Here is a 15097-nt window from a genome sequence, read left to right as displayed (position 1 = left end):
CCGTGCGGCGGCCCGTTCGAGCCTACGCGGCCGGTTGTGCCCACGTCACGGGAAGTTTTCACGGGGCGGTCGGGGACCACCGATAGAAAGCGCTGTCATCGATCCCGTCGAAACCATTGACGTGCAGCCGCATCGATTTTACGGTCCCGTTCGAAGTTACGAGCGGAATTCGAAATGTCGAACCGATTGAACGGCAGGGGCAAGGTATGGGACAACCTGGCCTGAATCGCAGGCAACTTCTCGCCGCCGCGGGCGGGTTGGCGGTGGCCGGCAGTTTCGGCTTCGCCGCCCTCGGCACGGGTGCCGACGCGCTCGCCGCCGGGGCGCACACCCGGGTCCGCTACTGGAACCTCTTCCAGGGCGGCGACGGCGCCAACCAGGTCGCCATGGTGGACGCCTTCCGCGACGGCCACCCGGACATCGCCGTGAAGGACTCCACCCTCGCCTGGGGCGGCCCTTACTACACCAAGCTCGCCATGGCCGCGGCCGGCAACCGCGCCCCCGACCTCGGGGTCATGCACCAGGGCCGCATCCCCGGCTTCGCGCCCGGCCGCCTCCTGGACCCCTGGGACGTGGACCTCCTCGCGAAGTACGGCGTGCGCGAGGCCGACTTCAACCCGGTGCTGTGGCAACGGGGCATCGTGGACGGCAAGTTGTACGCGCTGCCGCTGGACATCCATGTCCAGCTGAACTTCTACCGCAAGGACGTCTGCGAGAAGGCGGGCCTCCTCGGCACCGACGGCCGCCTCCCCGCCGCCGGCTCGGCCGACGAGTGGTTCGACATCCTGAAGGAGGCCAAGGGGCAGCTGAAGAAGGGGCAGCAGACGCTCGGCCTGCACGCCAACGACCAGAACTTCTGCTGGTGGTTCTTCGTCGCCTTCTACGGGCAGCTCGGCGGCACCTACTTCGACGACGCCCACACGACCGTCACCTTCGACACCGACAAGGCCACCCGGGTCCTGGAGTTCCTCCGCAAGCACGTCACCGACGGCTACGTCACCGTGGGCGAGGCGGACGGCGAGGCGTTCCTCGCCGGTTCGCCGTTCACCTGGGAGGGCAATTGGTCGGTGCCCTACTTCAACGGTGAGAAGGTCGAGTACGGCGCCCAGCCGCTGCCCCCGGTCTTCGGCACCCCGGCCACCCACGCCGAGTCGCACTCCTTCGTCCTGCCCCACCAGGCCGACCGCGGCGGGGACGGCAACGAGGGCGCCTACCGGCTCGCCGCCTACATGGTCACCCACGCCACCACCTGGGCCAACGGCGGCCATGTCCCGGCCTACCTGCCCACCTTCGAGGACCCCGCCTACCTGAAGCTCGCCCCCCAGAGCGAGTACTCCCGCCCCGCCATGGACCACCAGGCCAACGAACCCCACATCTGGTTCGCCGGCTCCACCGGCGTGCTCGCCCAGCGCGTCGGCCCGATCGTGGCCTCCTCCAACCTGGGCTCCGCCGCCCCGGACGCGGCGGCCCGCCGGATGAGGTCCGCGCTGGCGCAGCTGCTGGCGATGAAGAACCCGATGGACGGCCGCACCGCAGCCCAGGAGCTGAAGGGAGCCGGCGCATGAGCACCCTCGCGCACGCCCGGACCCTGCCGCCGCGCACCGCGGTCGCCGCAGATTCAGCCCGCGCCCGATGGAGCCGCCGCTTCCAGCACGGCGGCTGGTTCGTGGCCCCGTTCTTCGTCCTGTACGGGCTGTTCGTCGTGCTGCCGGTCGTCCGCGGCCTCTACCTCAGCTTCACCGACGCCAACATCTCCGGCGACCACACCGGCTTCGTCGGCCTCGACAACTACCGCGAGGCCCTGAAGGACGACCTGGTCTGGGACTCCCTCTGGCACAGCGTGCAGTTCACGCTCTACGTGGTCCCGGTGATCGTCGTCGTGGCCCTGCTGATGGCGCTGATCGCGCACCACACCGTCCACTTCAAGTGGCTGTGGCGGCTGTGCTTCTTCGCGCCCTTCCTGCTTCCCTCCGCGGTCATCGGCAACCTGTGGTGGTGGCTGTTCCAGCCCACCAACGGCATGGTCAACCACGTCCTGGGCCTGGACACCCCGTGGCTCACCCAGAAGTCGACGGCGATGCTCGCGGTCGTCGTCGCGACCCTGTGGTGGACGGTCGGCTTCTCGTTCCTCCTCTACCTGGCCGCGCTCCAGAACATCCCCCACCACCTCTACGAGGCCGCCGAGCTGGACGGGGCGAACGCGTTCCAGCGGATGCTGCACATCACCGTGCCCAACCTGCGCAACATCACCGGCCTGGTCCTCGCCCTCCAGGTCCTCGCCTCGCTCCAGGTCTTCGACCAGGCCGTGGTGATGTACCAGTTCGGACCGGGACCCGAGGAATCGACCCGCACCTTCGTGCAGTACACCCTCGAACAGGGCTTCACCAGCTACCGCGTGGGCTACGCCTCCGCGATCTCCTTCATCCTCTTCATCATCGTCGCGGCCGTCGCCCTCGGGCGGATGTGGCTGCTGCGCAACCGCGAGGAGGTCGCGACCCGATGACGACTCCGACGCTGCCCACGCCGCCGACCCCGTCCGTTCCCCCGGCGCCCACCGCTCCCTCGCTCCGCGGGCCGCGCGGCACCTGGACCCCGGCCCAGATCGCCCTCACGCTGGTGGCGGCGGCCCTCTCTCTGGTCTGGCTGGCCCCGCTCGCCTGGGCGCTGTCGACCTCCCTCAAGACCCCCACCGAGTCGGTGACCTCCCCGCACTGGATCCCGCAGGACCTCACCCTGGAGTCCTGGAAGGCGGTGATCGAGGCCGGCAACATCCCCAACTGGTTCGTGAACTCGGTCGTCGTGTCCGTCTGCGTCACCTTCATCGTGCTGGCGGTCGCCTCCCTCGCGGCATACGGCTTCGCGCGCACCGAGTTCCGGGGCAGGTCGGCGCTCATGGCGCTGACGATGGCGGGCCTGATGTTCTCCCCGGCGATCCTCGGCGTCCCGCTCTTCACCACGGTCCAGTCGCTCGGCATGGTGGACACCTACTGGGGCATGATCCTGCCGCAGTGCGCGCCTGCGGCGATGGTCTACATCCTCTACAAGTTCTTCCAGTCCCTGCCGAAGGAGCTGGAGGAGGCCGCCTTCATCGACGGCGCGGGCCGCTGGCGGATCTTCTTCACGATCGTCCTGCCGCTGTCGAAGCCCTCGCTCTCGGCGGTCGGCATCTTCACCTTCATCGCCTCCTGGAACAACTTCCTGTGGCCCTACATGGTGACCAACAACCCCGACCTGATGACCATGCCGAACGGCATCGCCACCGTGCAGAACGCCTTCGGCATCGTCTGGCCCCAGCTGATGGCCGGCGGCCTGCTGGCCGGTCTCCCCCTGATCGTCGTGTTCGTCTTCTTCCAGAGCCAGATCGTGCGGGGCGTCGCCCACACGGGTCTGGCGGGCCAGTGACCAGCGGACGGACCCCCGACCCCCGACGGACAGGTACCCCCTCCTCGAAAGGCGTTCATGCGCACCGCACGTCTCACCCTCGACCCCGCCTTCACCATCGGCGAAGTCAACCCCCGTCTCTTCGGTAGCTTCGTGGAGCATCTGGGCCGGTGTGTCTACACAGGTCTCTACGAGCCCGGCCACCCGTCCGCCGACGAGGCGGGGCTGCGGACCGACGTCCTGGACCTGGTCCGCGAGCTCGGCGTCACCGCCGTCCGCTACCCGGGCGGCAACTTCGTCTCGGGCTACAAGTGGGAGGACTCGGTCGGCCCCGCCGAGGACCGCCCGCGCCGCCTGGACCTCGCCTGGCGCTCGACCGAGACCAACCGCTTCGGTCTCTCCGAGTACATCGCCTTCCTGCGCAAGATCGGCCCGCAGGCCGAGCCGATGATGGCGATCAACCTCGGCACCCGGGGCGTCGCCGAGGCCCTGGAACTCCAGGAGTACGCCAACCACCCGTCCGGCACGGCGCTTTCGGACCTGCGGGCCGAGCACGGCGACAAGGACCCCTTCGGCATCAAGGTCTGGTGCCTGGGCAACGAGATGGACGGCCCCTGGCAGACCGGCCACAAGACCGCCGGGGAGTACGGCCGGCTCGCAGCCGAGACCGCTCGCGCCATGCGCCAGATGGACCCGTCCGTGGAACTGGTCGCCTGCGGCTCGTCCAGCCAGTCCATGCCGACCTTCGCCGAGTGGGAGGCGACGGTCCTCGCGGAGACGTACGAGCTGGTCGACCACATCTCCCTGCACGCCTACTACGAGCCGCAGGACGGCGACGTCGACTCCTTCCTGGCCTCGGCCGTGGACATGGAGTCGTTCATCGAGAACGTCGTCGCCACCTGCGACCACGTCGGCGCGAAGCTCAAGTCGAAGAAGAAGATCAACCTCTCCTTCGACGAGTGGAACGTCTGGTACATCTCGGGGTGGCACGCGATCGAGGACTCCGCCACGCGGGACTGGGCCGAGGCCCCCCGCCTGCTGGAGGACAACTACAGCGTCATGGACGCGGTCGTCTTCGGCTCGCTCCTCATCGCGCTGCTGCGGCACGCCGACCGGGTGACGGTCGCCTGTCTCGCCCAGCTCGTCAACGTCATCGCGCCGATCCTCACCGAGCCCGGCGGCCCGGCCTGGCGGCAGACGACGTTCTTCCCGTTCGCGCAGGCGTCGAGGCACGGCCGGGGGACGGTCCTCGACGTACGGGTGGACTCACCGACGTACACGACGGCCAAGTACGGCGAGGCGGACCTCCTGCACGCCACCGCCGTCCGCGCCGACGACGGCACGGTCACCGTGTTCGCCGTCAACCGCGGCCGCACCGAGGCGCTGCCCCTGCGGATCGGGCTGTCCGGGCTCCACCTGACGTCCGTCGTCGAGCACAGCGTGCTCGCGGACGCCGACCCGGACGCCCGCAACACCCTCGCCGACCCCGAGCGGGTCGCCCCGCACCCGGCCGAGGGCACGGCGCTGACGGACGGCGTGCTGACGGCGACGCTGGAGCCGCTGTCGTGGAACATGATCAGGCTGGCCTGACCACGGGCGGCCGGGCGCGGCCGGGCGTACGGGAGTGACGCACCGGCCGCCCCGGCCGCGCACCGCGTGGGCGCTGCCGCGGGCGGTCCTGCGGGCACGGGGGAGACGGTCCGGCGCCGGGGCCGGACCGCGCCCGGCCCGTGACGCCCGGCGGCTGACGGCACAATGGCCCCATGAGGATCTCGGCACGGGCGGACTACGCGGTGCGGGCGGTACTGGAGCTCGCCGTACGGCAGGGCGGCGACCCGGTGAAGGCCGAGTCGATCGCGGCCGTGCAGGACATCCCGCACAAGTTCCTCGAGGGGATCCTCGGCGATCTGCGGCGCGGCGGGATCGTCGACAGCCGGCGCGGCGGGGGCGGTGGCTACCGGCTGGCCCGCGACCCGGCGGCGATCACCGTCGCGGACGTGATCAGGGCGGTGGACGGCCCGATCGTGTCCGTACGCGGCGAACGCCCGACCGGTCTGACGTACACGGGCTCGGCGCAGCCCCTGCTCCCGCTCTGGATCGCCCTGCGGGCGAACGTGCGCCGGATCCTGGAGGGCGTCACGATCGCCGACATCGCCGCGGACGCCCTGCCGGATCCGGTCCAGGCGCTGGCCGCGGAACCGGCGGCCTGGGAGAACCCGTAGCGCCCGGCACGGTGACGGGCCGCCGCACCTCCGCCGAGGAACGGCGACCCGCGGTACCGCCGATCAAGGCGGCGGGCGGCGTGGGGGCCGTCCGCGGGCGGCCGGATCCGAGGAGTGCTCTTTCGCGTCCATCACCGGGAGCGACCGGGTGTGAACGGGCCGTGGTGAATGGCCGGAGTTCTACCTGGGCGCGCCCCAGCGCTCTCCCTACGATGCGATCGCCCCGGTTCTTCACAGCAACTTCATTGATTCTTCATAGAGTTGAGGTGCGGAACCGGACGCACAGCCACCCCCCACCGAACCGAACGAAGGACAGAGACATGGCCAGTGGGCTGCTCCTGGGCGGTGCGGTCGCCGCTCTCATCACAGCGGCGATACCCGCGCACAACTCGTCCCCCGTGTTCGACAACCCGCCTCCGGACAAGATCGTCATCGATGTCGCCACGGTGAACGGCTCCGGCTGTCCCGCGGGTACGGCCGCCGTCGCCGTCTCGGAGGACAACACGGCCTTCACCGTCACCTACAGCGACTACCTCGCCCAGGTCGGCGGAAGCTCCAACCCCACCGCGTTCCGCAAGAACTGCCAGCTCAATCTGGTCGTCCACGTCCCCTCGGGCTTCACGTACGCGATCGCCAAGGCGGACTACCGCGGCTACGCCTCGCTCCAGTCCGGCGCGACCGCCGTCCAGCGGGCCTCGTACTACTTCCAGGGCTCGTCGCAGACGGTGTTCAAGAACCACAACTTCAGCGGCTCCTTCAACGACAACTGGCAGGCGACCGACAGCACAGACTGGGCCCAACTGGTCTGGGCCCCCTGTGGAGTCCAGCGCAACTTCAACATCAACACCGAACTCCGGGTGAACGCGGGCACGTCGTCGCCGAGCAAGGTCAGCTTCATGACCATGGACTCCACCGACGGTGACCTCAGCACGATCTACCACATGGCCTGGCAGGAGTGCCCGGCCAAGTAGACGGCTCGCCTCCCCTCCTCGGTCACCCCGCCGCGTGGGCCGTGAACCCGGCCCACGCGGTGCTGCCCGCCGCGACGCCGATCTCGCCGACGGTGTCGATCTCGCCGACGGTGTCGACAGTCGGCCGCGCTCCGGCATGCCGACCGGGCGCCACCGCGCATCCGGTGACGCCCGGTCGGACCCGGGAGGGATCAGGGCGGGTTCAGACGGTGGGGCTCAGCTCTCGACCCCGAGGGTCAGCGTTCCGGCGTACCCGGAGGACGTCGAGCTGCCCAGGGCGGTCAGGGTCAGCAGGCCCGAAGCGGCGCCCCCCTCGTCGTAGATGGAGTCCTGGGCGAGGGTGGTGCGGGTGACCGTGTTGGTCGAGTAGGGGGAGACCCTCGCGACGGCCGTCGTGATCGTCTCGTTGAAGAAGAGCTGGCCGGTGTGGACCTCCTGGCCGCCGGTGAAGTGGCCGTCGGAGGTGACCGTGACGCCGGTGTGCACCTTGATGTGGATGTGGATGCAGCGGCCGCGGTACCAGCCGGGGTAGATCGTGGTGATCGCCGCGACTCCGCTGGAGCCGGTCAGGACTCCGCCGCGCAGGAAGGTGCCGTCGTCCGGCTCGTTGTGGCCGTTGTTGCCGACGAAACCGGAGTACTCGCCGAGGGCGTCGCAGTGCCAGATCTCCACGAGGGCGTTGGAGAGGGGCACGCAGGTGTCGTCGTCGACGACCGTGAGGGTCAGCTTCAGCGGGATGCCCGCCTTGCCCTCGGTGATGTCGGCGCGGACGTACTGTCCGTCGAGGTAGTAGGGGCCTTCGGTCATCTCCTTGGTGAGGGTGCAGACGGCCGCGGCGGCGACGGGGGCGGTGTCGGCCGCGTCGGTGGCGGGGGTCTCGGGCGTGGCAGCGGCGCCTACGGCCAGGGCCGCTGCGGTCGCGCCCGAGGCGACGAGTACGGTGCGGCGCGCGACGGAGGGGCGCGCATCTGAAGTGTCTGTCATGAGCACGACACCGTAGGAACGTTTCCTGTCGGCAGGCTGTCAGTTCGGCAAAGTGGGGCGCCGTCAAGCTACTTGCAGGGCAAGTGTCGACACATGCCGGTCGACGGCTCACGGGGCCGACGGGGCCGGCGGGCCCCGCGGGCGGCGGGGTGGCGGAGCGGCTCCCCGTTTCTCGAAGACTTTCGGGTGTGCGCGCGGGCCATTGACGCGCAAGGGGTTCGATTCTACGGTCCCGTCCGACGACGCGAATGTTGTTCGGTATCACGAACGACATCCCCCCTCGAAGGAGCGTCCGCATGAGCCGCATCTCCCGCACACCCCGCGCACCCCGCACATCCCACCCGTCCCACCCGTCCAGGTCCCGCAGGGCCGCACTGCTCGCCCTCCCGGCGGCCGTCCTGCTCGCCCTCGTCCCCTCCAGCGCCTCCGCGTACCCCAACCCCGGTACGGTCACCGGCTCCACGGTCGTGCACGACCCGACGATGATCCGCACCTCGGCCGGCCGCTACCTCCTCTACGCCACCGGCGGCGGCCTGTCCTACCGCACCTCCACCGACCGCATCGCCTTCGGCGCGGGAGCCGACGCCTTCTCCACCCGGCCGGGCTGGTGGTCCTCCTACGGCACCACCGAGGCCTGGGCGCCCGACATCTCGTACCAGGGCGGCAAGTACCTGATGTACTACGCCGTCTCCACCTTCGGATCCAACAAGTCCGCCATCGGACTGGCCGGTTCGAGCACCGGGCTCCCCGGCTCCTGGACCGACTACGGCACCGTCTACACCTCCACCACGTCCAGCGACCACAACGCCATCGACCCGAACCTGTTCGTGGACGACGACGGCAAGTGGTGGCTGTCGTTCGGCAGTTGGTGGACGGGCATCAAGATGATCCGGATCGACCCGTCGACCGGCAAGCAGCTCGCGTCCGACACCGCCCGGCGCTCGATCGCGTCCCGCCCCACCGGGACCAAGGCCGTCGAGGCGCCCTACATCGTGAAGCGCGGCGGCTACTACTACCTCTTCGCCTCCTACGACACCTGCTGCGCCGGCACCAGCTCCACCTACAAGGTCAAGGTCGGCCGCGCCACCGCTGTCACCGGGCCGTACTACGACAAGAGCGGCGTCGCGATGACGAACAACGGCGGCACGCCCGTCCTGGAGTCGCACGGCAGCGTCATCGGCCCCGGTGGCCAGTCGATCCTGCACGACACCGACGGCGACCTGATCGTCTACCACTACTACGACGGCAACGACAACGGCACTCCCAAGCTCGGCATCAACCTCTTGAACTGGAGCAGCGGATGGCCCGTCGCCTACTGACCCTGCTGGCCGCGCTGCTGCTCGCCCTGGCGATCGGACAGCCCTCCGCGAGCGCGGCCACCGTCACCAACCCGGTCAAGGCGCAGAAGGGCGCCGACCCCTGGATCTCGTACCACGACGGCAACTACTACCTCGTGACGACGAGCTGGACCAACGTCATCACGCTGCGCAGGTCCGCCACCCTCGCGGGACTCGCCACCGCGCCGAACATCCAGGTGTGGACCGGGGACGCCGCCTCACGGTGCTGCAACATCTGGGCGCCCGAACTGCATTTCATCGGCGGCCGCTGGTACCTGTACTACGTCGCCGGGCAGAACGTCTCCGACTACAACCCGACGCAGCGCACCCACGTCCTGGAGAGCGCGGGCTCGGACCCGACAGGCCCGTACACCTACAAGAGCCGGCTCAACTCCGCCTGGATGCTGGACCCGACGGTCGCGACCATCAACGGTCAGCTGTACCTGCTCGGCAGCGTCAGCGGCGGGACACAGAACCTCGTGGCGGCCCGGATGTCCAACCCGTACACCCTGGCCACCGGCTTCACGACCATCTCCACGCCGACCAACTCCTGGGAGAAGTCGGGCGGTTCGGTCAACGAGGGGCCGGAGATCCTCCAGCGCGGCGGCAAGACGTTCCTGGTCTATTCGGCGAGCGGCTGCTGGACCCCCGACTACAAACTCGGTCAGCTCACCCTCACCGGCTCCGACCCGCTCGCGCCGTCGTCCTGGACGAAGAAGTCCACGCCCGTCTTCCAGCGGAACGACTCCGCGGGCGTCTACGGCCCCGGCCACAACGGCTTCTTCAGCTCGCCGGACGGCACCGAGAGCTGGATCGTCTACCACGCCAACGACTCGGCCTCGGACGGCTGCGACAACGGCCGCACGACCCGGGCGCAGAAGTTCACCTGGAACGCCGACGGCACCCCGAACCTGGGCACGCCCGTGGCACTGGGCTCGTCCGGCGCCGGCCCCTCCGGTGAACCCTCGGCCACCGCCACCACCTACCGGATCACCAACCGCAACAGCGGCAAGTGCCTCGACGTGGCGGGCGGTTCGACGGCGGACGGCGCCGACGTCCAGCAGTACACGTGCAACGGCGGCGCCAACCAGCGCTGGCGGATCGAGGACCAGGGCGACGACACCAGCCGGCTGGTCGGCGTGGCCACCGGCAAGGTCCTCGACACCGCCGACTGCTCCGCCGCGGACGGCGCCGACCTGCGTCAGTGGTCCTGGCTGAACAACACCTGCCAGCGCTTCCGCTTCCTCACCACCGACAGCGGATACGTCCGTATCGTCAACGAGGCCACGGGCAAGGTCGCCGACGTCGCCGACTGCTCCACCGCGGACTCCGCCGACGTACGTCAGTGGTCCTGGCTGAACAACGCCTGCCAGCAGTGGCGGCTCGAGCCGGTGTAGCCGGTGCGCGAGCCCTATCCGGCCTGGCCCATCCCCGCCGCGTTCGGCCAGCTCTGGGCGTTCGGCCAGCCGGTCGCCGCGGCGGGGGAGAGGCCGTTGGTGCCCCGGACCTGGGCGGCCGTGAGGCCGCCGCGGGCCGGGACGCCGGGCGGCGTCGGACCCATCGGCGGGGCGGGGGCCTGCGCCATGGCGGGTGACATCGCGGCGGGGGACATGGCGGCCGGGGACATGGCCGGGGGAGCCATCGCCGCCGGTGCCATGGCGGCGGCCGGGGCCATCGGCGGAGCCGCGGCCGGCACGGGGGTGGGAGCCGGCGCCGGGGCCGGGGCGGGCGTGGGCACCGGCTGGGGGAAGACCTGTGCCGCGGCCGGCATCGGCACCCCGGCGCCGTCGGACGGCGCGCCGTGCGCCGTCGCCGGAGCCATCGCGGGGGCGGGCATCGCCATCGGGGCGGCCGAGACCAGTCCCGGCATGCCCATGGCCTGAGCGGCAAGACCCGGCGTGCCGGCCCCGTTGGTGACCAGCCGGTCCACCGCCGGCGTGCCCGAGCTGTAGCTGGTCCCGGTGCTCAGCTCGGGCACGGCGGCTCCCCTCCTGGTCCCGTAGAGCACCTGTTCCAGGCCGGACACCAGGCGACGAACGTCCACCTGGGGGCGCACCACGAGCCGCAGGAAGCGGCTGGACGACCCGATCTTGTTGCCGCACTCGCGGACCAGGATGCGGTGCTCGGCGAGCAGCCGGTCGCGGACCACGGTGCCCTCGGCGCCGACGGGCAGGCGCACGAAGAGGAAGTTCCCCTGCGAGGGGTAGACGGTCAGCCCGGGCAGCGCACTGAGCTGACTCGCCATGTCGAGACGGTCCCGGCGCACCTGCATCAGGCTCTGCGCGTACTCGGGACCGTGCTCCTTGAGCATGAACACCACGTACTCGGCGAAGGCGTTGAGGTTCCACTTCGGCAGCATGGAGCGGACCCGGCCGGCCAGCGACGGGTTGGAGACCATGTAGCCGAACCGGATGCCGTGCAGACCGAAGTTCTTGCCGAGGCTGCGCAGCACGATGACGTTCGGCCGGACCATCGCCTCCTGCACGACGCTCGGCTCCTGCTCCGCGTCCGCGAACTCCAGGAACGACTCGTCGATGACGATCAGGTCCAGGTCGGCCATCGCGTCCATGAACTGCACGAGCGCGTGCTTGTGCAGGAAGCCGCCGTCGGGGTTGTTCGGGTTGCAGATGACGGCGACCCTGGTGCCGCGGGTCCGGATGAACTCGGCGTACTGGGCGAGGTCCAGGGCGAAGCCGCTGGACTCCTGGAGCGGGAACATGTCGACCCGCTTGCCGGTCTCCATGGGCTGGTCGGTCCAGCGGCCGAAGGTGGGGACGGGGACGGCGAGGGACTCACGGACCAGCAGGTGGTCGATCCAGGTGATCAGCTCGGTCGAACCGTTGCCCATCGCCACGGCCTGCGGCGGCAGCTGGAGCAGGTTGCACAGCTCGGCCGTGATCGTGTCGGCGCCGCTCGGGTAGTACGTGATGATGTCCCGCAGCCGCGCGGCCATGGTGTCCATCATCGCCGGGGTGGGGAAATAGGGGTTGCAGGGGATACAGAAGTCCACCGGGCCGACACCCTCGCCGCCCTCCCGCGTCAGCGCCGCCATCGACGGGCTGTGCGCCGCGGTGTTGCGGAACAACGAGGAGACGTTGTCGGCCATGGAACCTCCGTATGGGGCGGGCCCGGCGGGGACGACCGGGCCCGTCGTCATTGGGTGGCCCGCGCGGGGGAGCGCGGGCCGCCCTTACATACGAAGGTCGAGGTGACGCTGTTCAATCTCTGAGGAATCGGTGAGAACTTGTGTGGTACCTGTGAAACACGCGTGATCTACGGGGTTCATGGGGAAGGGCCCCGCCGTTGCCGAGGGGCCCTTCCCGTTCTGTCCGCGCACCCGTCCGGGACCGTGCGCCGGCTCGGACGGATGCGCGGGTCCCGGACCACGCGCGGGTCACGAACCGGACTTGCGCTTGTTCCAGACGTCGAAACCGACCGCGGCGAGCAGCGCCAGGCCCTTGATGACCTGCTGCCAGTCGCTGCCGACGCCCAGCAGGTTCATGCCGTTGTTCAGCACACCGAGGACGAGACCACCGATGATCGCGCCGAGGACGGTGCCGACACCGCCGCTCATGGACGCGCCACCGATGAACGCCGAGGCGATCGCCTCGAGTTCGAAGTTCAGACCCGCCTTGGGACCGGCCGCGTTCAGCCGCGCCGCGACCACCAGGCCCGCCAGGGCCGCGAGCGCGCCCATGTTCAGGAAGACGAGGAAGGTGACCTTCTTGTCCTTGACGCCGGACAGCTTCGCGGCCGGCAGGTTGCCGCCGATCGCGTAGATGTGACGGCCGAAGACGGCATTGCGCATGATGTAGCCGTAGCCGACCACCAGCGCGCCCAGGACCAGCAGGATGATCGGCGCGCCCTTGTAGCTGGCGAGCAGCATCGTGACGGTGAGCACCGCGGCGACGATGGCGACGATCTTGAGCAGGAACAGGTTGCGCGGCACGACGTCCAGCGAGAACTCCTGCTGGCGCTTGCGGTCGCGGACCTCCTGGAGCACCACCATGACGATCACGGCGAGACCCAGCAGGAGTGTGATGTTGTGGTAGTTCGTGTTCGGACCGGCCTCGGGGAGGAAGCCGTTGCCCATCTTCTGAAGGCCGTCCGGGAACGGGCCGAGGGTCTGGCCCTCGAGGAAGATCTCCGTCATGCCGCGGAAGATCAGCATGCCGGCGAGGGTGACGATGAACGACGGTATGCCGAGATAGGCGATGAAGTAGCCCTGGACCGACCCCGCGACCGCGCCCACGATCAGGCACAGCACCACCGCGACGGGCCACGCCACGTCGTGCTGCACCGTCAGCACGGCCGCGAAGGCGCCGATGAACGCCGTCAGTGAACCGACCGACAGGTCGATGTGACCCGCGATGATCACCAGCATCATGCCGATCGCGAGGATCAGCACATAGCTGTTCTGGAGGACCAGGTTGGAGACGTTGCGCGGCAGCAGCAGGTCACCGTCGGTCCAGACGGCGAAGAGCGCGACGATCAGGCCGAGCGCGATCAGCATGCCGTACTGGCGCATGTTGCGGCGCAGGCCGTCCAGCACCAGCTGGAGCAGGCCGCCGCCGGCCGCCGGTCCGCCGCTGTTGCCGGGCGGAGCGGCCGCCGGGCTCTTGGTCACGTCGGTGCTCATCGCGTTACCTCTTTGTCCTTCGTCATCTGACGCATCAGCACTTCCTGCGTGGCCTCGGCCCGCGGGACCTCGCCCGTGAGCCGCCCGGCGGCCATGGTGTAGATGCGGTCGCACATGCCGAGCAGTTCGGGCAGCTCGGAGGAGATGAAGACGACCGCCTTGCCCTGGGCGGCCAGTTGGTCGATGACCGTGTAGATCTCGTACTTGGCGCCGACGTCGATACCGCGTGTCGGCTCGTCCAGGATCAGCACGTCCGGACCCGCGAAGATCCACTTGCTGAGGACGACCTTCTGCTGGTTGCCGCCGGACAGCTTGCCCACCGGCTCGAAGACGGTCGGCGCCTTGATGTTCATCGACTTGCGGTAGCCCTCGGAGACCTGCCGCTCCTCGTGCTCGTCGACGATCCCCCGCTTGGCCACCTTGCCCAGCGCGGTGAGCGAGATGTTGCGGTTGATCGTGTCGATGAGGTTGAGGCCGTAGTGCTTGCGGTCCTCCGTGACATAGGCGATCCCGTGGCCGACCGCCTCCGCGACGGTCTTGGTGCGGATCTCCTTGCCGTCCTTGAGGACGGTGCCGCCCGCGTGCCGGCCGTAGGAGCGTCCGAAGACGCTCATGGCCAGCTCGGTGCGGCCGGCGCCCATCAGGCCCGCGATGCCGACGATCTCCCCGCGCCGCACCTGGATCGACACGTCGTCGACGACCTTGCGCTGCTGGTCGATCGGGTGGTGCACGGTCCAGTTGCGGATCTCCAGGGCCGGAGCCGCGCCCGACTCCGCCTCGTGCGGGGTGCGCTCGGGGAACCGGTTGTCGAGGTCGCGGCCGACCATGCCGCTGATGATCCGGTCCTCGGTCGTCTCCGCCGACTTCACGTCGAGCGTCTCGATGGACTGCCCGTCGCGGATGATCGTCACCGAGTCCGCGACCTTGCGGATCTCGTTGAGCTTGTGGGAGATGATGATCGAGGTGATGCCCTGCTTCTTCAACTCCAGGATGAGATCCAGGAGTTTGTCGCTGTCCTCGTCGTTGAGGGCCGCGGTCGGCTCATCGAGGATGAGCAGCTTCACCTTCTTCGACAGCGCCTTCGCGATCTCCACGAGCTGCTGCTTGCCCACGCCGATGTCGGCGACGCGGGTCTCGGGGTGATCGCTCAGACCGACCCGGCGCAGCAGCTCGGAGGCGTGCCGCAGGGTCTCGTTCCAGTTGATCAGCCCGCGCGAGGCGTGCTCGTTGCCGAGGAAGATGTTCTCCGCGAGGGAGAGGTACGGCACCAGCGCCAGCTCCTGGTGGATGATCACGATGCCGTGCTGCTCGCTCGCCCGGATGTCCTTGAAGGAGACGGTCTCTCCCTCGAAGAGGATCTCGCCCTCGTACGTGCCGTGCGGATGGACGCCGGAGAGCACCTTCATCAGGGTGGACTTTCCGGCGCCGTTCTCACCGCAGATGGCGTGGACCTCGCCCTGGCGGACGGTCAGGGTGACGTCCGACAGCGCTTTCACACCGGGAAAGGTCTTGACGATCGAGCGCATTTCCAGGACGGGTCCCGCCATGGTCGTGCCTTCCAAT

The 15097-nt window shown here is 69.4% G+C and carries 13 protein-coding genes; 8 read left to right on the top strand and 5 right to left on the bottom strand.

What is annotated here, in order from left to right:
* Positions 1–206: 206 nt before the first annotated feature.
* The 6 genes from AOQ37_RS31200 (at position 207) to AOQ37_RS31175 (ending at position 6574) form a co-directional block, all read left to right on the top strand.
* Entirely contained in the window at positions 207–1565 is a 1359-nt protein-coding gene (locus AOQ37_RS31200; protein WP_062649282.1) for an extracellular solute-binding protein, read from the top strand.
* Positions 1562–2503 (top strand): carbohydrate ABC transporter permease, encoded by a 942-nt coding sequence (locus tag AOQ37_RS31195; RefSeq protein WP_062649279.1) that lies wholly within the window; start codon positions 1562–1564, stop codon positions 2501–2503. Before AOQ37_RS31200 ends, AOQ37_RS31195 begins: the two co-directional genes overlap by 4 nt.
* Positions 2500–3402 (top strand): carbohydrate ABC transporter permease, encoded by a 903-nt coding sequence (locus AOQ37_RS31190; protein ID WP_234437059.1) that lies wholly within the window; start codon positions 2500–2502, stop codon positions 3400–3402. Before AOQ37_RS31195 ends, AOQ37_RS31190 begins: the two co-directional genes overlap by 4 nt.
* Before the next feature lie 57 nt (positions 3403–3459).
* A complete protein-coding gene (gene arfA, locus AOQ37_RS31185) occupies positions 3460–4971 on the top strand; it encodes an arabinosylfuranosidase ArfA (protein ID WP_062649278.1) in 1512 nt (503 codons plus the stop codon).
* Positions 4972–5144: 173 nt separating this feature from the next.
* Positions 5145–5603, top strand: coding sequence for an RrF2 family transcriptional regulator (locus tag AOQ37_RS31180; protein ID WP_062649276.1), 459 nt, complete (start codon positions 5145–5147; stop codon positions 5601–5603).
* Positions 5604–5923: 320 nt separating this feature from the next.
* Complete coding sequence (locus AOQ37_RS31175; protein WP_062649274.1) at positions 5924–6574, top strand: DUF4360 domain-containing protein; 651 nt, start codon at positions 5924–5926, stop codon at positions 6572–6574.
* Between the two features lie 22 nt (positions 6575–6596).
* Here the strand turns inward: AOQ37_RS31175 and AOQ37_RS41905 are convergent, their stop codons facing one another.
* Complete coding sequence (locus AOQ37_RS41905; RefSeq protein WP_267888025.1) at positions 6597–6728, bottom strand: hypothetical protein; 132 nt, start codon at positions 6726–6728, stop codon at positions 6597–6599.
* 62 nt (positions 6729–6790) lie between these two features.
* Positions 6791–7558 carry an intradiol ring-cleavage dioxygenase gene (locus AOQ37_RS31170; protein ID WP_062649529.1) on the bottom strand — a complete coding sequence of 256 codons (768 nt, stop codon included), beginning with the start codon at positions 7556–7558 and terminating at the stop codon, positions 6791–6793.
* A gap of 296 nt (positions 7559–7854) precedes the next feature.
* Between AOQ37_RS31170 and AOQ37_RS31165 the strand changes: the two genes are divergently transcribed.
* Together AOQ37_RS31165 and AOQ37_RS31160 are read left to right on the top strand one after the other, a co-directional pair.
* The gene (locus AOQ37_RS31165) at positions 7855–8877 is read left to right on the top strand and encodes an arabinan endo-1,5-alpha-L-arabinosidase (protein ID WP_062649271.1); all 1023 of its coding nucleotides are present in this window, start codon (positions 7855–7857) and stop codon (positions 8875–8877) included.
* Positions 8859–10292, top strand: coding sequence for a family 43 glycosylhydrolase (locus tag AOQ37_RS31160; protein ID WP_062649269.1), 1434 nt, complete (start codon positions 8859–8861; stop codon positions 10290–10292). Before AOQ37_RS31165 ends, AOQ37_RS31160 begins: the two co-directional genes overlap by 19 nt.
* Before the next feature lie 14 nt (positions 10293–10306).
* Here AOQ37_RS31160 and AOQ37_RS31155 read toward each other — a convergent pair whose 3' ends face one another.
* The 3 genes from AOQ37_RS31155 to mmsA all read right to left on the bottom strand — a co-directional run bounded on the left by AOQ37_RS31155 (position 10307) and on the right by mmsA (position 15081).
* Entirely contained in the window at positions 10307–12001 is a 1695-nt protein-coding gene (locus tag AOQ37_RS31155; protein ID WP_062649267.1) for a pyridoxal phosphate-dependent aminotransferase, read from the bottom strand.
* A 288-nt stretch (positions 12002–12289) separates the two neighbouring features.
* Positions 12290–13534, bottom strand: coding sequence for a multiple monosaccharide ABC transporter permease (gene mmsB, locus AOQ37_RS31150; RefSeq protein ID WP_062649265.1), 1245 nt, complete (start codon positions 13532–13534; stop codon positions 12290–12292).
* A complete protein-coding gene (gene mmsA / locus AOQ37_RS31145) occupies positions 13531–15081 on the bottom strand; it encodes a multiple monosaccharide ABC transporter ATP-binding protein (protein ID WP_062649263.1) in 1551 nt (516 codons plus the stop codon). Before mmsA ends, mmsB begins: the two co-directional genes overlap by 4 nt.
* Between the last annotated feature and the right edge of the window lie 16 nt (positions 15082–15097).

Source organism: Streptomyces maremycinicus (assembly GCF_001184025.1).
Classification (GTDB): domain Bacteria; phylum Actinomycetota; class Actinomycetes; order Streptomycetales; family Streptomycetaceae; genus Streptomyces; species Streptomyces maremycinicus.
The sequence above is the reverse complement of the archived record's forward strand: the minus strand, read 5'-3'. Positions and strand labels throughout refer to the sequence as shown.